Here is a 26,013-nt window from a genome sequence, read left to right as displayed (position 1 = left end):
ATAGCAAAATTTAAGGATTTTCGACGGTCTAAAAAAATTACTAACTAGGAGAATTCAGGAGAAAGTAAATAATGAGTTTTTTAGAATTAAATTGTAGCTAATTATGAAAGAGCTACTGAAAAATCCAATAATTTTACTGCTAATTTTAGGATGTGGGGTAATATATCTACTCCTAGCTTTTCTGGCAGTTAGTCGTAATCAAAAGTTGGGAGCTTTGGCAGAAAAGTTTGTAGTTGGATTATATTTATTTATGATGCCAGGATTAGGTATTTCTCCTTTTTCTACATTTCATCCTATTGCTCTAGCTCACCCTGCAAAAAGTTTGCCATCTATGATAGTTCAATTAGGGTTATATGGAGCATTGCTTTTTATTCTCTCACCACGATTAAAATATACTCTCAAATATTATCTTGATTTAGTAGCTCTTTTATTACAAAAAAATCCAGGTTTATGTTTATATTTATTTCTAATATTTCTTTCATTTGGTTGGTCTAATAGTCCTATTTATACTTTAAAATATAGTTTGGTTTGGCTAGGAACTACAATTTTTTCTACCTACATTATTAAACAATATTCTTATCGTGAGATATCAACTTTACTACGATGGGGTTTAGTAGTAACAGCTATTCTCAGTACTTTTTATAGTAAATTCAAGCCAGCAATTGGTATTAATCCAGCAAAAAATAGCTGGCAAGGCATTATTGACCACCCAAATAAATTAGCAGCTTTGATGGCTTTAAATGCTATTTTATGGGGATTAGAAGCAATTGAAAATCCTAAAAATCGTTGGTTATCTGTAGGGGTAGTTTTGTACTCACTTTTTGTTCTGCAAATGACAGGATCAGGAGGTGGGCAGGTACAATTTTTAATTGGTCTAATCACTGTTTTGTCAGTAAGATTTCTCAAGAAGTTACCTTTTCAATGGAGTTTATTTTTTGTTGTACTTTTTCTCATCCTATCTATTAGTGGATTTATTGTTATTACAAATAACTTAGAAGCTATAATTGTTGATGGTTTGGGCAAGGATATTACTTTAACAGGAAGAACACCTTTATGGGCTTATTTATTTGCAGAAAAAATTCCCAAACGTCCCTGGTTAGGCTATGGATTTCATGGTTTTTGGCAGCCTTGGCGTGGTGCTGATAATCCAGCAGCTAATCATATTAGTGGTGAATTAAGGATGCCTTCTGGTAGTGGATACTGGACTCCTCCTCATTCTCATAATGGTTTTGTAGAAATTATTATCGATTTAGGTTTAATCGGATTTACTGCTTTTGCTCTGTCTTTTTTTACGGCTTTAGTTCAGTCAATACAATATTTAACTTCTCCTCAAAAACGAGAGTCTAATCTGGAATCAGTTTTGCCTATTTTATTATTAATTTTTATAGTTTTCCCCAACCTGACAGAAATACCTTTAGTGGAGAATAATCATAATTGGTACTATTATATATTTGTAGCTGTTGGGATTTCCCTTAAAACTTCAAGGAAAATTTTTCGTGTCGAACCTGGGTTAAAAAAACTTCCTTATCATCAAAATTTATTGATTGCTGAAGCTAGAAAAAAAGGAAATATAAAAACATGACTAGATATCTGGATTGATTACATACTCATTTACCAATATCTTGAATTAAAAATCTCTACCTCGAAGATTATTTTTTTAGTACTTCAACAGCAGGGAAACAATTACATAATCAAATCATTATGTTGAAAAAGTTAGCAGGATTAAAGCAAAAATTTAGCCCAAATTTACAGCAGATTGTTGGTAATACTGCATGGCTTTTGGGTGATAAATTTCTACGGATGGGGTTAGGTCTTGTAGTTGGGGTATGGGTAGCTCGTTATTTAGGTCCGGAAGGATTTGGTATATTAAACTATGCTATTGCTTTGGTTGCTCTATTTACTACATTTGCCACCTTGGGATTAAACAATATTATTATCCGTGATGTTGTTCGTAAACCCCATGAAAAAAATGAAGTCATGGGTACTGCTTTTGTTTTAAAACTAATTGGTGGTTTATTCATATCTATATTGACAGTTAGTTTAATTTATCTGTTTAAACCTGACGATCGTCAAATTCTATTTTTAGTAGCAATTATTAGTACAGGCATGATTTTTCGCGCCTTTGATGTAATTGAGTTTTGGTTTCAGGCTCAAGTTAAATCAAAATATATAATTTTTGCTAAAACATCAGGATATTTGTTAATTAATATAGTGAAAATTATCGCTATTTATATTCAAGCTCCTATCACTTTATTTGCAGGTATTTGGTCAGCAGAAATTGTTTTAGGTGCTGTGGGATTAGTTATAGTTTATCAATGGCAAGGATATCTACTTAACGCATGGTCTTGGAGCTTTAATCGTGCTAAATTTTTACTTACAGAAAGTTGGCCTTTGATTCTTTCCGGAATTGTAATTATGATTTATATGCGTACCGATCAGATTATGTTAGGAGAAATGATTGGTGATTCAGCAGTAGGTCTTTATTCTGCAACGGTCAGAATATCAGAAATGTGGTATTTAATTCCCAATACTTTAGTTAAATCAGTTTTTCCTAAAGTTGTTCAAGCTAAAGAAATTAGTGAAAAAAAATACTATGAAAGATTACAACAATTGTTTTATAGTGTTGTAGCTTTAAGTTACAGTTTTGCTATTCCCATAACTTTTTTTTCTACACAAATTATGACTTTAATCTATGGAAATAATTATGCACCAGCAGGGCCGGTATTTTCTATACATATTTGGTCGGGATTATTTGTCTCATTAGGAGTAGCAAGAGGTCCTTGGTTAATTACAGAAGGATTGACTAAATTTTCCGCAGCATCTACTGCGACTGGAGCATTAATAAATGTGGTTTTAAACTATTTTTTAATTGCTAAATATGGCATTATAGGAGCGGCGATCGCTACTGTTATTTCTCAGATAGTTGCCTCTTATGCCTGCCATCTATTTCTTCCTAAAGCTAGAATTGTCTTTATGCAACAAACTAAAGCTTTACTGCCAATTAATTTATTAGTTCATCTAGTATCTAAAAAATAATCAATTATCAAGAAAATCAGATATCTATGACTAGATTAAATTGTTAAAAAAATATTATTTTGTTGATTCAAGAGAAAATAATTAATATAATAGCATCAAATAAAATGGTTGATTGGCAAATGCAAACTCCCGTAGCTTTCTTAGTATTTAATAGACCTGATGTAACCGAGAAAATATTTGCAGAAATTAGGAAGGCAAAACCACCTCAACTATTAGTAGTTGCTGATGGGCCTCGTAAAGAAAAACCAGATGAAGTTGAAAAATGTCAAGCGGTACGTTCCATCATTGAAAAAGTAGATTGGGAATGCCAAGTCTATAAAAATTATTCTGATATAAATTTAGGGTGTAAGTTACGAGTTTCTAGTGGTTTAAACTGGGTTTTTGATACAGTAGAAACAGCAATAATTTTAGAAGATGATTGTTTACCTCATCCGACATTTTTCCGTTTTTGTGATGAATTACTTGCTAAATATCGTGAAGATAAAAGAGTAATGATGATTAGTGGTACAAACACTTTAGGAGAATGGAAATCAAAAATTCAAAGTTATCATTTCTCCTATTTTGGCATGATTTGGGGATGGGCTTCTTGGCGGAGAGCATGGCAGCATTATGATGTAGAAATGAAACTATGGGCACTGCCAGAAATGAAAACTCTAGTCAGGGATGTTTTAGGAAATGACAAACAATATAACCGAGTCAAAAAAGCATTAGATAGCATCTACAATGGGCATGATACTTGGGATTATCAATTCGTTTTTACCCGTCTTTCCCAATCAGGTTTAGCAATTATTCCCTCAGTTAATTTAATCTCCAATATTGGTTTTGGTGCAGAAGCAACTCACACTAAAGTGCAATCAGAAGGAATATCTAATTTGAGTTTTCAACCAATGGCTTTTCCGATTAAAGACCCTTATGGAGTAGGAGTAGATCGAGAGTATACAGAAAAACACAATCAAAAATTTATGCCTAGAAGTTTACCTGAAAGAATAAAAAGAAAGCTGAAACAAATTTTTCCATAAACTCAAATAGCTATAAAGATAAAACCAATGATATTATCACACTCAAAACAGTTTGTATTTATTCATATCTACAAAAATGCAGGAATTTCTATTCAATTAGCTTTGAAAAAATGGAATTCACTAGAGGAAAATATAATCTTAAAAGGTCTGAGAAAAATAGCTAAATTAGAAGTATATGGAATGGGATATATGTCACGACTAAAGATGACAGACCGTTTGAAAGATTCACATACAAATTTAAGAGATTTAGAAAAATATCTACCAGAAAATTTACTCCAAAATTATTTTAAGTTTGCAATTGTTAGAAATCCCTGGTCATGGCAAGTTTCTTTGTATGAATATGCGAAACTGAATACAAAGCATTTTCAGCACCAGTTACACAGTAATTTGAGTAATTTTGGGGATTATATATTATGGAGAGTAGAAAATGAACCAAGATTGCAAACAGATTTTATTGTTAATAGCAAAGGTGATTTTGGTCTAAATTATTTGGGAAGATTTGAAGATTTAGATAAAGATTTTGAATACTGTTGTCATCATCTGAATATTTCTACATCAATTGCCAAAAAAAAATGTCTCTGTTACCAAAGATTATCGGGGGTACTACAATGAAAAAACAGGAGAAATAATTGCAGAGGTATTTAAAAAAGATATAGAAAATTTTGGATATGACTTTGATGGAATTTCTGCAACAATAGAGCCAAAATTCCCAGTACAAAAATTAATAAATTACCCCCAGTTAAATTCATAGTGGGTAATCTTCAATTGAGTAGCTCCTATCTAATTCATTGCCTACCAAAAACAAGCTATATAAAAATAAATTTATTAGTTAGCCTGACTCAAATACAGAATAACTAAAAACCCAATCAAAATTAGGAGATAAAAGGAAGATGATGGTAGAAGAGTTTATAATCAATTGCTCTTAAAAAAGATAAATTCAGTGATTTTATATCTCAATAAAATAAGAAAAATAAATCTTGAAGTAAACTCAAATAGCTATTCAGAAAAAATCTATGGAAAATTTACAACAAAATTTAGTTTCATCAACTTCTCAGTCATCAATATTAATGGGATTTATCTTCTTTGGAGCAGGAAACATAGGTGACGATTTAATGATCGGAGGATTTAGCCAAGCTCTAGCTCAATTAAAAGAAAAAAATCTACCTCAACTATACAGTCTAACCAGACACGATTTGGCATCTCAAAAAACTAGATTTCCCCAAATATCTTGGAGTCATACTGATGAAAACAAATTTTATGATCCTACTCAAATAGAATGTTGGGCAGGAGTAGGAGATACGCCTTTTCAACTAACAAGTGGTACTTGGTGTCTTGACTTATTATTATCCGATTTAGAACAGATTAAAAAATTTAGGCAGCGAGTTTTAGTAGGTATTGGAGCAGAAACAGAAATAAAATCAAGAGTAGAAGATTTTGCTACTATTGCTAATAGCTTCGACAAAATTTATACTCGCGACGAACATAGCACACGCATCCTAGAAGACTGGTTAAAAGTAAAGAGCGATCGCCTCTTTACTGGTTCCGATCTAGCAAATATTAGCTTACCTACTTTATTGGCAAATCAAACCACAGAAAAAAAATTTCAACTAGGATTAATAGTTGCAGGAGATACCCTATCTAAAAAAGATACTACAGAAATAGGAAAATTTATTGCCTCTCAAACCGAGCAAGTTGCTTTTATTGCTGGAGAAACTAGAATGGCTGATTATGGAGAACGATATATTTTTCGCAAATTAACTAGATTTCCCTGGTCAAAAGCTAGAAAAAAGGCAACTTTACAAGTACCAGATTATCATAACGGTTCATTATACGAACTTATCCAACCAATAGTTGAATGTGAAACTATTCTAAGTACCAGATATCATGGTTTGTTAACTGCAGCATGGGCAGGATGTAAAGTAGCAGCGATCGCTCGTGCTTCAAAAGTTAAAGCTTTAGCTGAAGTATTAGGAGTACCTTACTGCGAACTACCAGTTACTGTAGAGAAATTAGAATCTTTACAAAAAGAAGCGACAATAGTATCAAAGGATTTACTTGAGAGTTTAAAAGAGCAAGCTATTCAAGGAATGAATTTTGCTTTGGGAAGTGCTTCGTAACATCCAAGTTAAAATTAATCAACTGCAAAATTTAACTTTGACTTAAATACAAATGAAAAGGTAATCAAAATGAAAAACTCTAAAGCAATAGTTACCTTAGCTCTTGATAAAAAATACATACAAGAATGGAAAAATTTTTGTCAAAAAAATTGGCATCAATATGCAAATAAATATGGCTATGACATAATTTGTATTGAAAATTCACTGGATGATTCAGAAAGAGCTAAACAACGTACTCCTGCATGGCAAAAATGTTTGATACTTAGTCAAGAATTTTCTCAAAATTACGAGATAATTGTTTGGGCAGATTCAGATATTTTGATTAACTGGTACAACGCTCCTTGTATAGTTAAAGATGTTGCAATAGAGAAAGTAGGAGCTGTATTTAGTTGGTCAACAGCAAATAAACAGTTATCTAACGAAAAATAGCATCATTTTTGCCTTTTATATTTAATAAAAAACTTGTTGATTGTGTGAATGCAGCATATATGAATAGCTTCTTTCTACATTTTGCTGGGGGAACATCAGATATGAAATTTGTAAATACAAATTTAACGACATGGCAGGATTTACTGAAGTCCTGAAAGAATTAGATTAGATGTCTGAAGATGGAGCAATATAATATGCCAATAATAGTCTACGATCATCAAATATTTTGGCGACAGAAATATGGTGGTGTTTCTAGATATATTTATGAAGTAGCGACTAAAGTTTCTGAGACAGATGATTGTCAAGTAAAAATTCTTGGTCTTGCCTATGCAAATGAGTATTTAAAAGAATGCCAAAAAGATTTGATTATTGGATTACCAGTTCCCAAATTTCCGGGACTTCAAATTCCCAAAATTATTGGTAAAACAAATGATTTGGTTGCTAAAAATTGGTTGAAAAATAATACTCCAGACATTGTTCACGAAACCTATTATCATTCAGATAGATTAGCACCAAAAAAAAGTAAGATAGTAGTGACAGTCCATGACATGATTCATGAAAAATTCACTCAATTTCTCAGAAGAGAAATGTTCGGTCTAGATAAGACATCGCAAATCAAAAAACAAGCTGTAACAAGGGCAGATAAAATTATTTGCGTATCGGAAAATACTAAAAAAGACTTAATAGAAATATTGGATATTAATCCGGAAAAAGTCAATGTAGTTTATCACGGACCATCTTTAAAAATTTCAACTAATTCACAAATTAATTTGGAAAAATTTAAACCTTATATTCTATATGTAGGAGAACGAATTTCCGCTCATAAAAACTTCCGACTTTTTTTACAAGCTTATGCTAATTCTACTCAACTTAAAAATAATTTTAATTTGGTTTTTTTTGGCGGGAGTTCTTTATCAAAAGCAGAATTAAAATTAATCCAGGAGTTAGAATTATCTACAGAAAAAATATTTCAAGTTAGTGGTAACGATAAAACCCTCGCAAATTTTTATCACAGTGCATCTATATTTGTTTATCCTTCACTTTATGAAGGTTTTGGCATTCCCCTTTTAGAAGCAATGTCACTTGATTGTCCGATCGCTTGTAGTAATACCAGTTCACTGCCAGAAGTAGTCGGAAATGCAGCAGAATTTTTCGATCCAGAACAACCAGAAAGTATGACTAATGCTATGGAAAATGTCTTATTTTCATCAGGCAAATCTACAGAATTAGTCAAACTTGCTAGAGAACAAATCAAAAAATTTTCTTGGGAAAAAGCTGCTGAAGAAACCAAGAAAGTTTATTTATCTTTACTCTAAAATCAAATTAATTACACCATGAAAAATTTACAAGGTCAAGTTATCCAAAATCCCAAAGAATACTACGATGCCAATGGATATTATGTGTTTAAAAAATTGATTTCTGAAGAATTAATAGATAATATTTTAGTTAAATATCAAGCCGATATTTTACCATCAAAAAAACCTTTCTTTCGTCAATCAGCTAACCGCTGGGAAAAAAATAAAATTAGCAAATATGGATACTCAGAAACATCTTTTCGAGATATCCATGATTATCCTGATTATTCTAATTTTAGTGAAGCTGCTCTCGAAATTTTTTGTTGTCAAGCAATACAAGAAGCTTTAACAAAATTAACAGGAAGCTCTAGTCATAATCTAATGCAGTCAATGTTTTTTGACCAGAATACAGCAACCCCCGCTCATCAAGATTGGTATTATTTAGACTCTTTACCCAATGGTTATTTATTAGCAGGTTGGTTTGCTTTAGAAGATATTCAAGAAGCAGCAGGTCGCTTTTATGTTTTACCAAAAACTAATTTAATTGATTTTGATTTAACAGCAGATGAACAAGCATCTACTCATGTATATGTAAACAAAATAAATAAATATGTAGATACTCATTCCCATGAAATTAAAGCTCCTGCTTTAGAAAAAGGAGATGTACTATTTTGGAACTCCCGTACAATTCATGGTTCTTTGCCTACTCAAGACTCCAAGTATTCTCGAAAATCTCTGACAGCTCACTATTTACCAAGTCAATATCAGTTTGGTAGTCGCTATGCAGTTACACCTCACAATGTAGAATATGGCAACTACAAAGAAATGCAATATAAATTAGTTCCTGATATGTATAAAAAATATTCTTTGCTTGCTAAAGTCAGAACAGATTTGTATGATTTTTTGTGGAAGCAACCTAAACTAATGCGTTTATATCAAGGTGTAAAAAAACTGGTGAAAAAATAATCGGAAATATTGACACAGAGGTGAATTTTAATGAAAGAACTTTTAGCTGCAAATTTCCGTAAAATCAAATCAAATATTGTCAAAAATGCAGAAGTTGCTGCTGCTAAGAAGCTAAGAATGGTATCTACAGAAGAACTTAACGCTCTAATTTATAATTCTCTTCAAAATTCTGCTACTTTTCTCGCAGGAAAAATCGGTTCAAATGAATTATTAGTATGTTTGTGGCATTTGAATTGGAGACTTTCGACTCGCCTGGGAATTAAATTTTCATGGAATACTACTCAAGCCTTAGAAATAGGAGCTGGAGTATTTCCTCGGACATCAGAGAGTTATCACAAGTATGCTACTACTTTTATAACTGCTTTAGGTGATATAGACAATTTAGGAATTTGGCATAATCAAGGAGAAATGAAATTAGTTTCTACATTTGCTCCTCAAGCTAAAATTGGCTATTTTCTGGGATTAGAACCCTATTTAATTTCTGATAAACCCTGGACTCAAGCTTTAGAAAATAAGACGGTTTTAGTAGTAACTTCCTTTGCCGAAACACTCACAAAACAAATACCAAAACTATCTAATGTTTGGATGAAATATGAGAAAAAAAACGGTCAACCTCTAATACCAGAATCAACAAAATTTACAGCAGTAAAATTTCCTTATGGGTTTGATTCTCATATCAGAGAAAAATATGCTTCATGGGAAAATATTCTAGCAACAGTAATGGCTGAAATAGAACAGCAAAATTTTGATATAGCTTTACTTGGATGTGGTGGATATAGCTTACTATTAGGAGCAAAAATCAAAAAAATGGGAAAATCAGTAATTCATTTAGGTGGAGCAACTCAAATATTATTTGGAATTAGGGGATCGAGATGGGAAGAAAAACCGTGGTTTCTGGAAAACCTTAATGATTATTGGACTTATCCATTAACAGAAGATCGGCCAGGAGAAAAAGAAATGGAAAACTGTGAAAATGCCTGTTATTGGTAAAGTATAAATCGGTGTTTGCAATATAGCTGTCGCTAAGCTCCCCTTTTCATGTCGGCGACAGCCGAAAAGCGGAACGGAGTTCTATCGCTATCTGTCTTGGAATACTCCCTAAAAAAATTACCATTACTGACAAACCAATGGAACCAAAAACTATCGCCGTATTAATGACCTGCTTTAACCGCAAAGAAAAAACTTTAGCAAGTTTAGCAGGATTATTTAACCAAAAAATTCCAGAAAATATCCAACTTCAAGTTTATCTAGTCGATGATGCTAGTACCGACGGTACCTCTGAGGCAATTAGTCAGACATACCCTCAAGTCAAAATTATTCCTGGGAATGGCGGTCTATTTTGGAATGGTGGTACAAGACTTGCTTTTGCTAGCGGCCTGCAAGATGACCGAGACTATTATATGTGGCTCAACGACGATACTACCCTTTACCCGGAAGCCATAGAAAAATTACTCTCTACTTTAGACCAAGTTATCAAAACAGGAACAGCAAACCCTGTAATAGTTGGTTCGACCTGTGACCCAGACACTGGTAATTTAACTTATGGTGGTATGGTGCGGAGTGCCTGGTGGCATCCTCTCAAATTTAAGTTAGTTCAGCCAACAGAAGAAACTCAAATTTGTCACACCATGAATGGTAATTCTGTACTTATTCCTAGAGCTACTGCCAAAATTGTAGGAAATTTAGATTCTAATTTTGTTCATAGTACGGGAGATATTGACTATGGTTTACGAGTGAGAAAAGTAGGCGGTTCAGTTTGGCTAACTCCTGGTTATGTGGGGACTTGTACTATTAATCCTCCAGAAACAGATATTTGGGAAAATCAAAATCTTACCCTTTCCCAACGTTTACAGAAAATTAAACAGCCAAAGGGTTTACCAGTTCAAGAATGGAAAGTATTTACCCAACGTCATGCAGGTTTATTATGGCCTTTGTATTGGGGATTACCTTATCTAAGGTTGTTATTTGCAGGTGTATTTGGTGGTAAAATGGGAAGTCGAATTAATGATTAAAATCGGTCAGCACTCAGCAATCAACTTCTAAAACTATTGAAAAAAGATTTCCATCCTTCCCAAATCTCTGGCTGACAAAATTGATGGAAAAGAGTAAAGTTAAACCTTCTTCCCTCTTCCTTCTTTCTTCTTCCTTCCTTCATTAAGATATATATGTTTAGGCGCGTTGCCCTATTAACAAACTTTATTCCTCCCTATCGGTTGCCTCTGTATGAGGCGATCGCTCAACGAGTCTCAGAATTTCAAGTATTTATCTCTACCCCAATGGAAGCTAACCGCAGTTGGCAAACAAACTGGGAAGAATTAAATGTTACGATTCAAAAAAATCTTACCCTCCAACGTACCTGGCGACATCCTCAAGGGTTTTCTGAACCACTATATATTCATATTCCCTACGACACCCTTTGGTTACTCGATCGATATCAACCAGATGTCGTAATTTCTGGAGAACTAGGAATGCGGAGTCTCCAAGCAGCACTTTACAGAAAATTCCATCCTCAAACTAGACTGATCCTCTGGGCAACAATTTCCGAATATAGTGAAAAAGGTCGAGGTTGGTTAAGACATCAGTTAAGGCGCGTACTTTTACCCCAAGCAGATGCAGTGCTTGTCAATGGCAATAGTGGGAAACGCTATATTCGGAATTTTGGCATTTCTGAGGAAAAAATATTTTTTGCTCCTTATACAACTAATATCTCTCCCTTTCTCGCTGTCCCTTTATCTAAAGAATCTCACCAGGTTCATCGTTTATTATCAGTAGGGCAACTGGTAGAACGTAAGGGGTTGTTACCATTTATAACTGCTTTAGGCAAGTGGGGTAAAAATCATCCCGAAAAACATCTTGAACTTTGGATAGCAGGTAGTGGAACTTTACAGGAAACTTTGGCAGCACAACCACTGCCAGAAAATATAAAAATCAAGTTTCTGGGCAATATCGAATATCAAAAACTTCCAGAAGTTTATGCCGAAGCTGGCATTTTTATCTTTCCGACCTTAGCTGATGAGTGGGGTGTAGTGACAAATGAGGCAATGGCAGCGGGGTTGCCAGTTTTGGGGAGTCTTTACAGTCAGTCTGTAGAAGAATTAATTGAAGATGGTGTGACAGGTTGGGTATTTCGTCCAGACGATCAAGAAGAAATTTATTCTGCCCTAGAAAAAGCTCTAGGAACAACCGAAGATGACTTGGCAAAAATGCGGGGTACGGTTCGCGATCGCATCCAATACCTGACTCCTGAGTTTGTAGCTGATAATATTTTAGAAGCTATTAGCTATATTACTGAGACTAAATCTTGTTAAAATTATTTTCATTAATTATTCACAAACAATCTAAGTAAATAAAAATAAAATGGATATTCAAAAAATATACCGTCCTTTTTTAATCTACTTTCGTCGCCAAAGATTGGAATTTCTTTACAAGTTATTTTCTATCAATGAATCAACCAATTTATTAGATGTTGGGGGGGATTTGTTTTTTTGGGAGCTAGCTAAAAATCTTGGTTTTCCTTCTCCACAAGTGACTATTGTGAATCTTTATTCTACTCAAGTAGATTTACCAGAAAATATAACTTGGGTTGTAGGGAATGGAAAAAAATTACCTTTTGAAAATATGGCTTTTGACCTGGCTTTTAGTAACTCTGTAATTGAACATTTATATGATTGGGAATCCCAGCTAGAATTTGCTAATGAAATTAAAAGAATAGCTCCCAAATATTTTGTACAAACCCCTAGTAAAATATTTCCAGTCGAGCCTCATTTCCTGACGCCATTCATACATTATATGCCCAAAAATATACAAAAAAACCTAGTTAGGAATTTTACACTTTGGGGTATTATTACTCGTCCTAACCAAGAATATTGTGAGAAAATGGTAGCAGAATTAAGGCTATTAAGTTCTCAAGAAATGTCTGAGTTATTTGCCAATGCAACTGTAGAAATAGAAAAATTTGCTGGTTTAGAAAAATCGATAATTGCTATGAAAAATTAATTTATCAAAGATTACTTAGGATCTGCTGAAAAAGTCTTATGAGTCAAGTTAGAAGTCAGGAGTTAGGAGAAATGGGAATTATAAAGGAGGTAGCAGTAAGAATTACCCCTTGATTTTTTGGCAATTATTCTGCCCAAAGTCACCATTTACCAGTCTAGGAAGTATTTTGATCTTCAACCAACCAAAGATAATTGATCTAGTATCTCAAAACCATAACCTTATAGATGATTTGCTAAAACTCAACATCTACAGTAGGTTTTATCTCAATTAGGTATAGCTATCACAGGCAAGATGCCACAAAGGTTTATATTTGACTTCATATACTTGGAATCTGCTGTAAAGTTGTCAGGATGAAGGAGTAAGTCAATTGAGGAAAATTTTCAAGTGGATAATTCTTATTTCCTTATTTCTACTTGCTAGTGTTGGGAGTATTTTTGCCTTCAATAACCAAAACCTCCAACCACCTCCTACTGTTATTCCACCCAGTTTTTTTGGGATGCACGTTCATCATATAGCCATACAACCTCCTCATATCAAACAAATTACACCCTGGCCGGAAGTTCCTTTTTCACAACTACGTCTATGGGGTGCTTATGTGGAATGGCCTAACCTAGAACCGGAACCAGGAAAATGGAACTTTGAACTTTTAGATAAATATATAGATATAGCAGAAAAACATAATGTGGAACTCCTACTAACATTAGGTCAGTCTCCACCTTGGGCCTCTGCTAGACCAAGCGATCGCTCTCCCTATAAACCAGGTTGGCCTGCGGAACCCAAAAATATAGAAGACTGGCGTAACTATGTTCGTACAGTTGCCAAACGCTACAAAGGTAAAATTATCTATTACGAGATTTGGAACGAACCTAATTTAAAAGGTTTCTTTTCTGGCACTCCCCAGACAATGTTGAATTTATCCAAGGAAGCTTCTCAAATTCTCAAGCAAGTAGACCCTAATATTAAAGTAGTTTCTCCATCTATGACGACAGTTGAACAGGGTTTAGTTTGGTTAGAAGAATTTTTAAGAGATGGTGGTAAAAATTATGTTGATGTAATTGGCTACCATTTTTATGTACCACACGAACCTCCAGAAAAAATGCTGTCGGAAATTCTGCGAGTGCGAAAAGTAATGGCTAAATATGGAGTTGAAAAAATGCCTCTTTGGAACACGGAGGCTGGTTGGTTAGGGGATGAACCTTTTAAAGATGAAGAGAAAGGAGCGGCTTATGTTGCTAGAGCTTATATTTTGAATTGGTTGGTAGGAGTCGAACTTTTTTATTGGTATGATTGGGATAGTCCTGTAGGATTGGAGTTAAATATGACTGCGGAAGATGCCAAGACTCTAACTCCTGCTGGTATTGCTTATGGGGAAATTCAAAAATGGTTAATTGGTGCTCGGATGGAAAGTTGTAATTCTAATTGGCAGAAAACCTGGGTTTGTCAACTTACTCGTGATAATAATTATCAAGGTTGGATTGTTTGGCGTCCAGAGGGGAAGTTTGATTTTCAAATTCCTGAAGAATGGGGTGTTAAAAAAGTGAGTAATTTAGCAGGAGATAGCTATAAATTATCAGGTTTAAAATTAGAAATTGGTTCTTTACCTTTATTATTAGATAGTTGAATTTTAATGGATAATTGATAAGATTTCCACGCTTGGTTCAATCATCTTTACCAATTATCTATTATCTATTTACTCGTGATAATAACGATCGAGGTGGGATTATTTGGCATCTAGAGGGAAAGTTTGATTTTGAAATTCCTCAAGAATGGGGTGTTAAACAAGTTAGTAATTTGGCAGGAGATAGCTATAAATTATCAGGTTTAAAATTAGAAATTGGTTCTTTACCTTTAATTAATGCCTATAGTCAGGATATAATTAAGTCTAAAATAAATAATTTCAGGTTTGGGAAAGCAACTGTAGTGGAAAAATATCTTGATTTTTATCATAAATTTATATCTGGTAACTGTGAATAAATAGATATCTCCAATAATAAAAAATAAAATCAATTATCCTACAGAAATAATCAATTATTTCACCTACTCCCTACTACCTCTTTTATGGAGAGGTCTAATACCAGTTTGATAAATTTTTGCTACAAATATTTAGGTTATCGCTTAGGAGTCAGGAGACAGGTAGGAGAGCCGTAGGATTGGCGACGTACAGGAGTCAGAAGTAATACCAAGTGTGATAAATGTTTGTTACAAATGGTAGAAGTAAGAAAGAAGGAAGAAGGCTTTAGTTATCTAAGAGACTGTTTGTAAAATAAGTATTAAGAGAACATGCGAGTGACTAAAATCTAAAAGCGGTAATACTTCAAGAGATTGAAATTTGGTAGGTAGAGAAGTATTCAGTACATATATTCCTAGATTTTTAAGCGACAAATATTTGTCTTGATTTCTTCCTCCTTATTCCCTATTCCCTATTCCCTATTCCCTGTTCCCTGTTCCCTGTTCCCTGTTCCCTGTTCCCTATCTCCTTTTTATATTTCCTTTACAAACAATCTCTAAGAGAGAAGGAGTAAAATTGAAAAAAAAGGGGGAAATGAATTGGAGCTGATATTTTTAAGTATCTCTGATTGAGAGGGATATTTTTGTAGCATTCTTTTTTCAAAGTGGTATAATAGTTTAAATATTATTTATTGGCTTGAATATCTCTTTTTAATTGAAGGGAAGTCTGATTAAATTATTTTAATTATCCTGATTATTTGTAACATTCTTTTTTTAAATTGGTATAATAATATAAAATCAACAAATTTTCATCACGGGGAATGGAAAATCAGGAAACAATAAAAATGCGTATCTTTAAGTATCTATAACCCCCCTATAAAATTCCTAGTAGCAAAAACTTTTACATAGATAAAGTCATCAATGTAGATATTTATGAAGAAAAAACAATCAAATCTCAGCAATAGGTAAAATTAAATTGATGCACATAAAAAAGTTTAAGTTAATTTTTTCAAAAAAATTATGAGAATTCTCAGTATTCACAACCGCTATCTAATTCGTGGAGGAGAAGATGAATCTCGTGAATTGGAGGAAAGACTTTTACAAGAAAAAGGCAATCAAGTAGATATTTATGAAGAAAACAACAATCGCGTGGCAGAAATAGGTCAAATTAAAGCTGCTATCCGAACAGTTTGGTCAACCGAAAGTTATCAAATAGTTCAACAAAAACTAACTGAAAATTCTTACAATATTGTTCATGTACAAAACTTTTTTCCTCTAATTTCTCCATCTGTTTATTATGCAGCTAACAAACAAGGTGTTCCGGTAGTACAAACTTTGCATAACTACCGACTTCTGTGCGCCAATAGTTACTTTTTTCGCGACCAAAAAGTTTGCGAAGATTGCCTAGGAAAAATAATTTCTTGGCCTGGAGTTGTTCATGGTTGTTATAGAGATAGTAAAGCAGCTAGTCTAGTAGTAGTAGCTATGCAGACCTTACACCGTGCTATCTCAACTTGGAAAAAAATGGTAAATCTCTACATTGCTTTAACAGATTTTACTAGGCAAAAATTTATTCAAGCTGGTTTACCTGCTGAGAAAATAGTGGTTAAACCTAACTTTGTTTATCCAGACCCAGGTATGGGAGAAGGAAATGGTAATTATGCTCTATTTATTGGCAGATTATCTCCAGAAAAAGGTTTAGATACTCTATTAGCAACTTGGCAACTTTTGGCAGGAAAGATACCACTGAAAATTATTGGAGATGGACCTTTATCTCATCAAGTTCAGGAAGCAGTTGTCAAACTACCTAATGTAGAATGGCTTGGTCGCTTACCGATACAGGAAGTTTATAATTTAATTGGAGAAGCTAAATTTCTGATTTTTCCGTCCCAATGGTACGAAACTTTTGGTAGGGTTGCCATTGAAGCTTTTGCTAAGGGTACTCCGGTAATTGCTAGTAATTTGGGTAATATGTCTTCCCTGATTGAATCTGGTCGTACAGGTTTTCATTTTCGCCCAGGAGACCCCAATGATTTGGCTGCTCAAGTAGAATATGCTCTTACTCATCCAGAAAAATTAAGAAAAATGCGCTTTGAAGCTCGATCTGAGTTTGAAGCTAAGTATACTGCCGAGCAGAATTATCATAAATTGATGGATATTTATAAGTTAGCGATCGCCTCTAAAATTTAACTTAATTGGTTCATAGATAAAAATATGACAAACGAGTTACCTTCTTTAACTCCTCCAAGTAAAACCAGTGTTTTAGGTATAGGAGTTAGTCACACTAATTACTACGACTGTACAGAATTTATTATTAACTCTGCTAAACTCCGACAATCTTGTACCGTTGCTCCGACGCCAGTGCATGGAATTATGACTGGTTATCTAGATCCAAAAGGTCATGGCAATCGCCTCAATCAATTCACTCTGGTTGTTCCTGACGGTCAACCTGTGCGTTGGGCGATGAATTTATTACGCAAACCCGATAGGTCTCATCTGAGTGATCGGGTTTATGGTCCGACATTAATGTTACATCTTTGTACTGCGGCAGCTAATGAAAATATTGGTATTTTTCTCTATGGCTCGACTCCCCAAGTTTTGGAAAGTTTGCAGCAAAATCTCCAAGACAAATTTCCTAACTTAACTATCGCTGGAACTATTTCTCCAGCGTTTCGCCCTCTGACTCCAGAGGAAGATGCTGAATATATTCAACAAATTAAAGATTCTGGGGCGGGTATTGTATTTATTGGTTTGGGTTGCCCTCGGCAAGAGGCTTGGGCTTTTGAAAAATGTCAAAAGTTAAATTCTGCTTTAGTTTGTGTGGGTGCTGCTTTTGATTTTCATGCTGGTAATGTTCCCCAGGCTCCACCTTGGATGCAAAAGTTTGGTTTGGAGTGGCTTTTTCGTTTGCTACAAGAGCCAAATCGTCTTTGGCAACGTTATGTGTTGTTGAATCCTCTGTATCTAATTCTTTTGTCGCTTCAGTTAATGAAGCTACTTTCTCTAAAGACTCCTTTGAAAAAAAATTTTTCTTAGGTTGGGGAGTTTTTCAATTATTTTTGTCTGGATGAGGATTTTAATTTCACTATTGCGTATGGAGAAGGAGAAATAGTATTTTCATGTTCTTCAGCACTACTACCAAAAATGAATGATAAATTACATTTAGAATATCTAACTTTCTAAACCATTGAGAAATTTTCTGCCAATCTCAGTGTGAGTAAAATCCTTTGATTTGTACATATTCCTATCTGGAGAAATTTTAATTTTTACTATTGCGTATAAAGAAATAGTATTTTCATTTTCTTCAGCTCTATCTACTGAAAACTGTAAAGTTACATCTGAACATCTGAGAATATCTACTTCCCAAATCAGATGCTCAGAAATTTTCTACCAATCTCAATGTAAGTAAAATCCTTGAATTTGTAGAGATTCCAGTAAGGATAGAATTTTAATTTTTACTATTGCGTATAGAGAAATAGTATTTTCATTTTCTTAAGCACCATTCCATATTGCCTCATATATATTCAGGAAAAAAAATATGTTGATGTTTGTTGGCACAACAGAAGTTGCTTCTCTATTAAATATTTCTGCTCAAAGAGTCCGAGTTTTAATCAAAGAAGGTCGGATTCAAGGAGCAAGAAAAATCAATGGTCGGACTTGGGTAATTCCTTTATATAGAGGAATGCCAAGAGTTTCCTACAGGAAACATGGTCCCAAACCCAATTGGCATTCCTCTAGGCATTGTGGCAAAAATACAATTCATTTTGATCGTAATAATATTGCTACCAACAAAAACAAGAAAGATACTGCTCTCGAGGTGATGTCTATCAAGCGAGGTTCCAAGAATTTAGCTAAAGGTCACGAAATAGAAATTCACGGTCCTTGTAAAATAGTTTATCGACCAGAAAACCCTCACTCTTGTGGAGCTACAGTATGGATTGAGACCTTAGCAACAGCAACAGTATTTAATTTTGATGGAACAGTCGAGCGTGTAAACAGTATGTGGATTTGGGAAGAAGAGGAAATGTGGAAAATTAATAAGAAAAATATTGAACAGCTAATTCAAGAAGTCTCTTAATACGCCCCATCCTTAGCCAAAACAACCTTGACTGTCTTTAGTAAAATTTGGAAATCCATTGCCAAAGACCAATTATTTATATAAGTCATATCTAGGCGGAAAGCATTCTCAAAATCAAGAATATTTGAGCGACCCGATACTTGCCACAAACCTGTAATTCCTGGCAGAACATTTTGTCGTGCAAAATGATGTGGCTTAAAACATTCAACATCTCGTAGGGGTAGAGGTCGTGGTCCGACTAAACTCATATTGCCTTTCACCACATTAATCAATTGAGGCAGTTCGTCAATACTATAACGCCGAAGAAACTTGCCAACTTTAGTAATGCGTGGGTCTTCTTTCATCTTGAATAGCACACCATCTTTAGTTTCATTTTTCGCCTCCAAGTCTTTGAGTAATTTATCGGCATTAACTACCATCGTGCGGAATTTCCAAACTTTAAAATGTCTCCCTCTCAAACCCATTCGAGTTTGTTTATAAAATATTGGTCCTGGAGAATCTAGATAAATTAGAGCTGCAATGAATAATAGTAGAGGAGCAGCTAATAAAATAAACGAACCTGAAGCGACTAAATCAAAACTACGCTTTATCCAATAATCAACACCTACAATTGCTGGCGGACTTAAATTAATTGTGGGTATCCCACCAATCATCTCTATTTTTGGTATTTGAGTGGGAATACTTAAACCAACTGGTAAAATCCGTAGATGAATACCTGCTGTTTTTACACTCCAACAAAATTCCATGTGGTCTGGTATTGACCTCCAAGAACAGACAAAAATTTCTCCTACTCCTTGCTTAGATATATCTTCTAAAATCTCTTGCCAGCGACAGCTATTTTCTGTAGTCGATAAATCTACTTGCCCTAAGATTTTATATTCTTTATTATTGACTAATTTCAGAGCAATTTTTGCCAGTAAAGTATCCTGAGGAGTACCCACTAAAAAAATTTTATGACTGAGATTACTTTGTTTGCGAATACTTGTAATAGTTGCTTCTGCAATTAAACGACCTGCCAATACAAATATCAGATTAAAGAACCATGCTAGTAGAAAGGTAGAGCGAGAAAAAATTACTCCTGGTTCATAGATAAAAGCTAGGAATAGTACGATTACTTGGGCAAAGGTAAGACTTTTGATTAACCTAAAATATTGACGACGATTTTCGCGATCACCATATAATCCAGCAGCAGCAATACTATTTAGTGTAATTAGTAAAATTGGTAGTAAAAATCCTGGTCTAGAAGCAGTATCTCCAACTAAGTCAAAAGATGGAATTGCTTTCAAAGTATCTTTATTATTGCTAATCCACTGAGCACTTTTCCAAGCAAGAGATACTAAAATTGCATCTAGAAATACAAATAAAATTGTACGCAACCAGACAATCCTAATACCACGGCTAAGACTGACAATTCTGTTAGGAGCACGTTGATCTAATTTACTTTTTTGAACATCAGGAGTTATGGGCTTTTGTGACTCCAGCATTTTTTTATCATCTTTAAACATCTTGCATTATCTATGATTTTTGCAGAACTTAAGTTACTCCAAATACACCCTTTATCTAATTTTACTATCTGATTCGACTGGGGAAAGTAATTATATATAAAATTACTGACTTGTATTGAGTTACCAGTAAACATTTACTAATTATAGGTATTAAGTTTTACCCCACTTTGCACGAATAGTGAGGTACAGTTTTAATATTAATCTCTTTTTCCAGTGCCTAATCCTACTGTCCCAGAATTTTTTACTTTATCAACTCGAAAACTTCTGTCAGATGCCATGCTGTGCAATAAATTCAACAGAAAGTTTTATTTCTTACCCTTAATTTTTGGGCATAAATACTTATCTGTTTTATAAGTATTCAGCGATTAAATTATTTATTATCTACCAGCGTTACGCTGTAAAGCAGTTATTCTCTGAGAATTAGCAAATACTCCTTCTCCTTGCATTTGATTTATGGGTGGTATAATTTCTATTTTCATAACTTTCTCAGTGCAAATACAAATTGTTTGATCTATTAAATGAAAAGTAATCCAAGGCTGTTTAAGTAATTGTTGTAATTGTGCTTGAAATTCTTGTGCATTAATTGACAAACTGAAGGTTTCTGTGTGACCATCTATATAATAAAATGTTACCTCTGTACTACTTTCTTGAGCGTATTTAGCAAATGAACCTTTCATTGTCTTTGTTCCTCAATTTGATTAGTTAATAATTAATAATTATTAATTACATTTTATATAATATAAAAACTCCTTTTAGCGAGTTTTTTTCTTTTTTATTCCTTTGATATCTGTTCATAAAATTAGCTAAACATATCCTCACTTAACTTTTTAACATCAAAAGGCATTTAATGAGAACAAATATCTGCTAAAACTAACAAATATTTATAAAATTTCAATTATCTTGAAAAAATCATGTGACATAGATAACTTTTCCAATGAGCAAATTCAGAAATATCTCAGCAAGAACAAGAATAAAATATCCTGATTATTTAAATTTAAAGAGTTAAAAAAATATATTTCCATCCTACAAAATAATTATATTTCACATATTGGGCATCTCAAAGCTTGATGATTCTGAGTATAAACTTTAATCTAGAAAAAAATTATTAAAATTTTTCGTGAAAACCTGACAAATATAACAATAGTTTCCTATACTCAATAAAATTGATTCAAAGTTAACCTTAGTTGCCATGATTAAATCTAGCAATATTTCCCAAACAGCCACAACTTTATTATCCCTAAATATCGCCCCAGTTCAAGTTATTCGAGGGAAAAATGCTCTGGCCAAATCAGGAGAAATGATCGCCCGTCTTGGCAATAATCCCCTGATAGTTGGAGGTGATCACTCCCTAAGCATTATCCAACCTTACCTCCAACCCTTATTACAAAGCCATAATTTAAAATTTACCCAGGCTAACTATGGCTTAGACTGTAGTGAAACTAGCTTGGCCAATCTCCGTCAAACCGTCGCCACCCAAAAAGCAGACCTAATAATTGGTATTGGTGGTGGTAAAGCTCTCGATACAGCTAAACTCCTAGCTCAACAATGTAATTTACCCATAATCACCATTCCCACTTCAGCAGCTACTTGTGCAGCTTGGACAGCATTATCAAATATCTACTCAGACCAAGGCGCTTTCTTATATGATGTAAGTTTAGCTAGATGTCCAGAATTGCTAATTCTAGATTATGGGATTATTAAAACTGGGCCTCCCCGGACTTTAATAGCTGGTATTGGAGATGCGATCGCCAAATGGTATGAAGCTTCCGTCAGTAGTGGCCATTCAGAGCAAACAATGATTATTGCTGCCGTCCAACAAGCTAGAGTATTAAGGGATATCCTCTTTCAAAAATCAACTGCTGCCCTGGAACAACCAGAAGGAGAAAGCTGGGAAGAAGTTGTGGATGCAACAGTATTATTAGCTGGTTTAATTGGGGGTATTGGCGGGGCACAATGTCGGACTGTGGCTGCCCATGCCATTCATAATGGTTTAACTCATTTGTCTGCTAGTCATGGCACATTACATGGGGAAAAAGTTGCTTATGGTATATTAGTTCAGCTAAGGTTAGAAGAAATGGTACAAGGCAATCAACTAGCTGTGACTGCCAGACAACAACTGTTAAAATTCTACGATGAGATTGGTTTACCAAAAACCTTGAATGACTTAGGGTTGAAAGAAATCACCTTGTCTGAATTATGGCGTGCTGCTGAAGTTGCTTGTAGTGCCAATTCTGACATTCATCGATTGCCATTTAAAGTAGTTCCTGAACAATTAGTAGCAGCAATGGTTTCTACCACAGTCCCACTGGAGCTAGAGAAACAAAATTTGGGTACTAATAACAATGAATAATTAATAATTACCTATTTTGTAGTAGAAGGATTAGTTCAATAATTAATAATTAACAATTAATAATTAATAATTACCTATACTTTTATTAATGGATAATTACCTCTTATGTAATAGAAGGATTGACCAAAAGGAATTTTTTTATTTTTTCTCAATTAATGGAGAGGCTTTGTACCTTAATTTATTAGTAAATAATAAAATGTAGAAAATTATCACAATTTTTACTTGTTCTTTTGGTGTAGCTTACCGTTGAAGGTAGAGATGAGGCTTTTTTAAATTCCTAATTACTTTGATAAATTAATTAATAATTAATAATCTAAGATTTCAAGGCTCTACTTTCAAGTCGAAAAAAGCAACGCCAAATTGGATTTTAGTCAATCTTCGTTCTTTGGAAAAAAAGGTAATTATTAATTGTCAATTATTGAATAGATTTCTCTTATCCTTATAGGTTGAGATATTCTTAGAATAACTTAATCAGTTTCCTATTTCCCAGAACTTGCCTTCAGAACAACTATCTCACTCAGCCCAAGGAGTTTTTAAGTTGTCTGTGAAACAGTTTAAGAGACTGTTTGTAAAAGGAATATTAAATCTAGGCGTAGTAGCTCGTCTAGACTAAAATTGTGGGTAAAACCTAACCTCCCAACCCCCTTCCTATCCCCCCCTTGGAAAGGAAGGGGGAGAACACTCACCCCTCTCCTTGCAGAACAGGGGTTGGGGGAGAGGTCTTCATTGACTCAAATTTACCCACATTTTTCAGCTAGACAAGCTAGTAGGGTGGGTTAGGCGGCAATAATTATGAATCGTAACCAAAATTTAACTTTTCGCCGTAACCCACCGAAAATTAAGCACTCTGGTCTTCTTAATCTTTAGTTTACAAACACTCTCTAACAGAAGCAATGAATCAGCTTAAGTAAGTTAAACCTTTTTGGCTCTATATTCAGAGAAGAAGGCATTAAACTCAATTTTTTTGTAAAATATATTTGTAAAATAATATATGTATTCGATTAACCCAGCAGACAGGGTAAAAGCACTACCACCTTACGTTTTTGCCCGCTTAGATGAACTGAAAGCTCGTGCCCGCGAACAAGGACTAGATTTAGTTGATTTGGGAATGGGAAACCCAGATGGGGCGACTCCTCAACCCGTTGTAGAGGCTGCCATTGCTGCTTTACAAGATTCTACTAATCATGGTTATCCACCTTTTGAGGGTAGTGCTAGTTTCCGCAAAGCAATTACTGATTGGTATTTTCGTCGTTATCGTGTAGAGCTTGACCCTGATGGAGAAGCTTTGCCACTTTTGGGTTCTAAAGAGGGTTTAACTCATTTAGCTTTGGCATATATAAATCCAGGAGATTTAGTTTTAGCACCTAATCCTGCTTATCCCGCACATTTTCGGGGTCCTTTAATTGCTGGTGGTAAGGTTCATAGTATTTTGCTAAAACCGGAAAATGATTGGATTATCGATATCGGAGATATTCCCGATCGTGTTGCAGAGCAAGCAAAGGTTTTCTATTTTAATTATCCTAGTAACCCCACTGGTGCGACAGCTCCACGAGAATTTTTTGAGGATATTGTTGCTTTTGCGAAAAAGTATGAAATTTTGCTAGTTCACGATTTATGTTATGCCGAATTGGCTTTTGATGGTTATCAACCTACCAGTTTATTAGAAATTCCTGGAGGAAAAGATATTGGTGTAGAATTTCACACCATGTCGAAAACTTATAATATGGCTGGTTGGCGAATAGGTTTTGTGGTTGGTAACTCTCATGTTATTCAAGGGTTACGGACTTTGAAAACTAATTTGGATTATGGTGTGTTTACTGCTTTGCAGTCAGCAGCTAAGACTGCTTTGCAGTTACCAGATGAATATTTACATCAGGTTCAAGAACGTTATCGCCAACGTCGAGATTTTCTGATTCAAGGTTTAGGGGAGTTAGGTTGGAATGTGCGGAAAACTCTAGCAACTATGTATTTATGGGTTCCTTGTCCGCCAGGTTTAGGTTCTACTGATTTTGCTTTGTCTGTTTTGCAAAAGACTGGGGTGGTGGTAACTCCTGGAAATGCTTTTGGTAGTGGTGGTGAGGGTTATGTGAGGATTAGTTTAATTGCTGAGTGCGAACGTTTGGGTGAAGCACTAAGTAGATTTGAGCAAGCAGGTATTTGTTATCAGTAGATATCGTGAAAAATAATGTAGAAACCTTTAATAAAAAGTCTCTACTTAAGGCGTGTCATCAATTAAAAAGGTTGACAAAATGGGTATTATATGCTGTATGAAAATGGCGATCGCTATGCTAACAAAATAACTGAAGCGGCCAAATAAATTCCTCCTAGGAAGTTAACCGAGGGTTTATCGTATCTCGTGGCGATATAGCTGCCGCTAGGCTCCGCCAACCCTCTATATTGTTTGAGGCAAGGCGAAAAAATTTTCGATCAGATGACGTGCTTGATACAATATTTCATCGTAATGACGAAGCTCTTTTCGGTTTTTTTTCGGAGGAATCACTACTTCTATTCCTTTCTCACTCAAAAGCCCAATCACCCTCTCTTGAGCATCATAAGCTTGATCTCCTAGTACTGCTTCTGCTTCTAGCATCGGTAATCAAGCATCTGCTCCATCCAGGTCAGAGGCTTGAGCTGGAGTTAAAAAAAATTGGTGGGATTACGAGCGAGCATCTACTACCCCATGTATTTTTGTACTCAATCCTACGAAAGCTACGGCCAATATCTTCCTGTCCTGCACTACTGTTTTTCGCCCCGGCACTATGTTGATGAGCACGAACAATCGTGGCATCAATCATGGCATATTCGTTATCTGCCTCCTCAGCTAGAACGTGAAATACTTTTTCCCAGACCTCTGATCGGCTCCAACGACTAAAACGAGTATGGATAAATGGGTCAGTCCCCAAATCTCTCTGGCAAGTCTCTGGTTCGGAATTCCGGCTCTATATCTGTATAAAACAGCTTCCACAAACAGGCGGTTGTCCTTTGCGGTTCTGCCTACAGTTTCTTCACGGCCTGGTAATAAATTTTGAATGCGTTCCCATTGATCGTCTCGTAAGCGATAACGTCTAGTCATTTAGAGCAGTCCTTTGTCTGTTATTTCTATAGTTATTTTCTCAGAGCATATTATACTTTTAATGTCAACCCCTTTAATTGATGACACGCCCTAGCTTTCCCATTTTACCTGGAATGAATTTTGACATCCTCCCCGGCTATCAGACACGGCAGGGCTGTTTCATTCTCACTAAGCGTGTAGAATTATAGAGTAAGGAGCAGAT

The 26,013-nt window shown here is 34.7% G+C and carries 21 protein-coding genes and 1 pseudogene; 19 read left to right on the top strand and 3 right to left on the bottom strand.

The window, feature by feature from the left end; translation table 11 throughout:
- The first annotated feature begins 103 nt into the window (after window positions 1–103).
- The 17 genes from ACP6PM_RS30435 (at window position 104) to ACP6PM_RS30355 (ending at window position 18,883) form a co-directional block, all read left to right on the top strand.
- Window positions 104–1,582, top strand: coding sequence for an O-antigen ligase family protein (locus ACP6PM_RS30435; protein WP_426590617.1), 1,479 nt, complete (start codon window positions 104–106; stop codon window positions 1,580–1,582).
- Window positions 1,583–1,701: 119 nt separating this feature from the next.
- A complete protein-coding gene (locus ACP6PM_RS30430) occupies window positions 1,702–3,036 on the top strand; it encodes a flippase (RefSeq protein WP_426590616.1) in 1,335 nt (444 codons plus the stop codon).
- Window positions 3,037–3,140: 104 nt separating this feature from the next.
- On the top strand, window positions 3,141–4,055 hold the full coding sequence (locus ACP6PM_RS30425) for a glycosyltransferase family 2 protein (protein WP_426590615.1): 915 nt from the start codon (window positions 3,141–3,143) through the stop codon (window positions 4,053–4,055).
- A gap of 27 nt (window positions 4,056–4,082) precedes the next feature.
- Window positions 4,083–4,667 (top strand): sulfotransferase family 2 domain-containing protein, encoded by a 585-nt coding sequence (locus ACP6PM_RS30420; protein ID WP_426590614.1) that lies wholly within the window; start codon window positions 4,083–4,085, stop codon window positions 4,665–4,667.
- 401 nt (window positions 4,668–5,068) lie between these two features.
- A complete protein-coding gene (locus ACP6PM_RS30415) occupies window positions 5,069–6,172 on the top strand; it encodes a polysaccharide pyruvyl transferase family protein (RefSeq protein ID WP_426590613.1) in 1,104 nt (367 codons plus the stop codon).
- Between the two features lie 69 nt (window positions 6,173–6,241).
- Window positions 6,242–6,601, top strand: coding sequence for a hypothetical protein (locus ACP6PM_RS30410; RefSeq protein ID WP_426590612.1), 360 nt, complete (start codon window positions 6,242–6,244; stop codon window positions 6,599–6,601).
- A 194-nt stretch (window positions 6,602–6,795) separates the two neighbouring features.
- A complete protein-coding gene (locus tag ACP6PM_RS30405) occupies window positions 6,796–7,917 on the top strand; it encodes a glycosyltransferase family 4 protein (RefSeq protein ID WP_426590611.1) in 1,122 nt (373 codons plus the stop codon).
- A gap of 18 nt (window positions 7,918–7,935) precedes the next feature.
- On the top strand, window positions 7,936–8,862 hold the full coding sequence (locus ACP6PM_RS30400) for a phytanoyl-CoA dioxygenase family protein (RefSeq protein WP_426590610.1): 927 nt from the start codon (window positions 7,936–7,938) through the stop codon (window positions 8,860–8,862).
- A 30-nt stretch (window positions 8,863–8,892) separates the two neighbouring features.
- Window positions 8,893–9,852 carry a hypothetical protein gene (locus ACP6PM_RS30395; protein ID WP_426590609.1) on the top strand — a complete coding sequence of 320 codons (960 nt, stop codon included), beginning with the start codon at window positions 8,893–8,895 and terminating at the stop codon, window positions 9,850–9,852.
- 137 nt (window positions 9,853–9,989) lie between these two features.
- Window positions 9,990–10,874 (top strand): glycosyltransferase family 2 protein, encoded by an 885-nt coding sequence (locus ACP6PM_RS30390; RefSeq protein WP_426590608.1) that lies wholly within the window; start codon window positions 9,990–9,992, stop codon window positions 10,872–10,874.
- Between the two features lie 153 nt (window positions 10,875–11,027).
- Window positions 11,028–12,170 (top strand): glycosyltransferase family 4 protein, encoded by a 1,143-nt coding sequence (locus ACP6PM_RS30385; protein ID WP_426590607.1) that lies wholly within the window; start codon window positions 11,028–11,030, stop codon window positions 12,168–12,170.
- A 49-nt stretch (window positions 12,171–12,219) separates the two neighbouring features.
- On the top strand, window positions 12,220–12,858 hold the full coding sequence (locus ACP6PM_RS30380; RefSeq protein ID WP_426590606.1) for a methyltransferase domain-containing protein: 639 nt from the start codon (window positions 12,220–12,222) through the stop codon (window positions 12,856–12,858).
- A 367-nt stretch (window positions 12,859–13,225) separates the two neighbouring features.
- Entirely contained in the window at window positions 13,226–14,479 is a 1,254-nt protein-coding gene (locus ACP6PM_RS30375) for a GH39 family glycosyl hydrolase (protein WP_426590605.1), read from the top strand.
- Between the two features lie 32 nt (window positions 14,480–14,511).
- On the top strand, window positions 14,512–14,832 hold the full coding sequence (locus ACP6PM_RS30370; RefSeq protein ID WP_426590604.1) for a hypothetical protein: 321 nt from the start codon (window positions 14,512–14,514) through the stop codon (window positions 14,830–14,832).
- A 993-nt stretch (window positions 14,833–15,825) separates the two neighbouring features.
- Entirely contained in the window at window positions 15,826–16,995 is a 1,170-nt protein-coding gene (locus ACP6PM_RS30365) for a glycosyltransferase (protein WP_426590603.1), read from the top strand.
- A 24-nt stretch (window positions 16,996–17,019) separates the two neighbouring features.
- Window positions 17,020–17,841: a WecB/TagA/CpsF family glycosyltransferase gene (locus tag ACP6PM_RS30360; protein WP_426590602.1), complete on the top strand. Its 822-nt coding sequence runs from the start codon at window positions 17,020–17,022 to the stop codon at window positions 17,839–17,841.
- Window positions 17,842–18,343: 502 nt separating this feature from the next.
- Window positions 18,344–18,883, top strand: a complete 540-nt coding sequence (locus tag ACP6PM_RS30355; protein ID WP_426590601.1) for a helix-turn-helix domain-containing protein — start codon at window positions 18,344–18,346, stop codon at window positions 18,881–18,883.
- Here the strand turns inward: ACP6PM_RS30355 and ACP6PM_RS30350 are convergent.
- Both ACP6PM_RS30350 and ACP6PM_RS30345 read right to left on the bottom strand, forming a co-directional pair.
- Window positions 18,880–20,367: a sugar transferase gene (locus ACP6PM_RS30350; protein ID WP_426590600.1), complete on the bottom strand. Its 1,488-nt coding sequence runs from the start codon at window positions 20,365–20,367 to the stop codon at window positions 18,880–18,882. The two genes, ACP6PM_RS30355 and ACP6PM_RS30350, sit on opposite strands and share 4 nt — an antisense overlap.
- A 398-nt stretch (window positions 20,368–20,765) precedes the next feature.
- Window positions 20,766–21,065, bottom strand: coding sequence for a hypothetical protein (locus ACP6PM_RS30345; RefSeq protein WP_426590599.1), 300 nt, complete (start codon window positions 21,063–21,065; stop codon window positions 20,766–20,768).
- 512 nt (window positions 21,066–21,577) lie between these two features.
- Between ACP6PM_RS30345 and ACP6PM_RS30340 the strand changes: the two genes are divergently transcribed.
- Together ACP6PM_RS30340 and ACP6PM_RS30335 are read left to right on the top strand one after the other, a co-directional pair.
- A complete protein-coding gene (locus ACP6PM_RS30340) occupies window positions 21,578–22,738 on the top strand; it encodes an iron-containing alcohol dehydrogenase family protein (protein ID WP_426590598.1) in 1,161 nt (386 codons plus the stop codon).
- 991 nt (window positions 22,739–23,729) lie between these two features.
- Entirely contained in the window at window positions 23,730–24,908 is a 1,179-nt protein-coding gene (locus ACP6PM_RS30335; protein WP_426590597.1) for an aspartate aminotransferase, read from the top strand.
- A gap of 113 nt (window positions 24,909–25,021) precedes the next feature.
- Here the strand turns inward: ACP6PM_RS30335 and ACP6PM_RS30330 are convergent.
- Window positions 25,022–25,811: pseudogene (locus ACP6PM_RS30330) on the bottom strand (IS5 family transposase).
- Window positions 25,812–26,013 lie beyond the last annotated feature (202 nt).

The sequence above is a fragment of the Dapis brunnea BLCC-M229 genome (assembly GCF_050015995.1).
Classification (GTDB): Bacteria; Cyanobacteriota; Cyanobacteriia; order Cyanobacteriales; family Microcoleaceae; genus Trichodesmium.
The sequence above is the reverse complement of the archived record's forward strand: the minus strand, read 5'-3'. Positions and strand labels throughout refer to the sequence as shown.

What these genes read in the sequence shown, in the direction of transcription:
- ACP6PM_RS30415 (WP_426590613.1), top strand. Translation starts at nt 5,069, where the DNA reads ATGGAAAATTTACAACAAAATTTAGTTTCATCAACTTCTCAGTCATCA.
- ACP6PM_RS30435 (WP_426590617.1), top strand. Translation starts at nt 104, where the DNA reads ATGAAAGAGCTACTGAAAAATCCAATAATTTTACTGCTAATTTTAGGA.
- ACP6PM_RS30410 (WP_426590612.1), top strand. Translation starts at nt 6,242, where the DNA reads ATGAAAAACTCTAAAGCAATAGTTACCTTAGCTCTTGATAAAAAATAC.
- ACP6PM_RS30420 (WP_426590614.1), top strand. Translation starts at nt 4,083, where the DNA reads ATGATATTATCACACTCAAAACAGTTTGTATTTATTCATATCTACAAA.
- ACP6PM_RS30390 (WP_426590608.1), top strand. Translation starts at nt 9,990, where the DNA reads ATGGAACCAAAAACTATCGCCGTATTAATGACCTGCTTTAACCGCAAA.
- ACP6PM_RS30360 (WP_426590602.1), top strand. Translation starts at nt 17,020, where the DNA reads ATGACAAACGAGTTACCTTCTTTAACTCCTCCAAGTAAAACCAGTGTT.
- ACP6PM_RS30425 (WP_426590615.1), top strand. Translation starts at nt 3,141, where the DNA reads ATGGTTGATTGGCAAATGCAAACTCCCGTAGCTTTCTTAGTATTTAAT.
- ACP6PM_RS30380 (WP_426590606.1), top strand. Translation starts at nt 12,220, where the DNA reads ATGGATATTCAAAAAATATACCGTCCTTTTTTAATCTACTTTCGTCGC.
- ACP6PM_RS30340 (WP_426590598.1), top strand. Translation starts at nt 21,578, where the DNA reads ATGATTAAATCTAGCAATATTTCCCAAACAGCCACAACTTTATTATCC.
- ACP6PM_RS30405 (WP_426590611.1), top strand. Translation starts at nt 6,796, where the DNA reads ATGCCAATAATAGTCTACGATCATCAAATATTTTGGCGACAGAAATAT.
- ACP6PM_RS30395 (WP_426590609.1), top strand. Translation starts at nt 8,893, where the DNA reads ATGAAAGAACTTTTAGCTGCAAATTTCCGTAAAATCAAATCAAATATT.
- ACP6PM_RS30355 (WP_426590601.1), top strand. Translation starts at nt 18,344, where the DNA reads ATGTTGATGTTTGTTGGCACAACAGAAGTTGCTTCTCTATTAAATATT.
- ACP6PM_RS30430 (WP_426590616.1), top strand. Translation starts at nt 1,702, where the DNA reads ATGTTGAAAAAGTTAGCAGGATTAAAGCAAAAATTTAGCCCAAATTTA.
- ACP6PM_RS30400 (WP_426590610.1), top strand. Translation starts at nt 7,936, where the DNA reads ATGAAAAATTTACAAGGTCAAGTTATCCAAAATCCCAAAGAATACTAC.
- ACP6PM_RS30350 (WP_426590600.1), bottom strand. Translation starts at nt 20,367, where the DNA reads ATGCTGGAGTCACAAAAGCCCATAACTCCTGATGTTCAAAAAAGTAAA.
- ACP6PM_RS30335 (WP_426590597.1), top strand. Translation starts at nt 23,730, where the DNA reads ATGTATTCGATTAACCCAGCAGACAGGGTAAAAGCACTACCACCTTAC.
- ACP6PM_RS30365 (WP_426590603.1), top strand. Translation starts at nt 15,826, where the DNA reads ATGAGAATTCTCAGTATTCACAACCGCTATCTAATTCGTGGAGGAGAA.
- ACP6PM_RS30345 (WP_426590599.1), bottom strand. Translation starts at nt 21,065, where the DNA reads ATGAAAGGTTCATTTGCTAAATACGCTCAAGAAAGTAGTACAGAGGTA.
- ACP6PM_RS30385 (WP_426590607.1), top strand. Translation starts at nt 11,028, where the DNA reads ATGTTTAGGCGCGTTGCCCTATTAACAAACTTTATTCCTCCCTATCGG.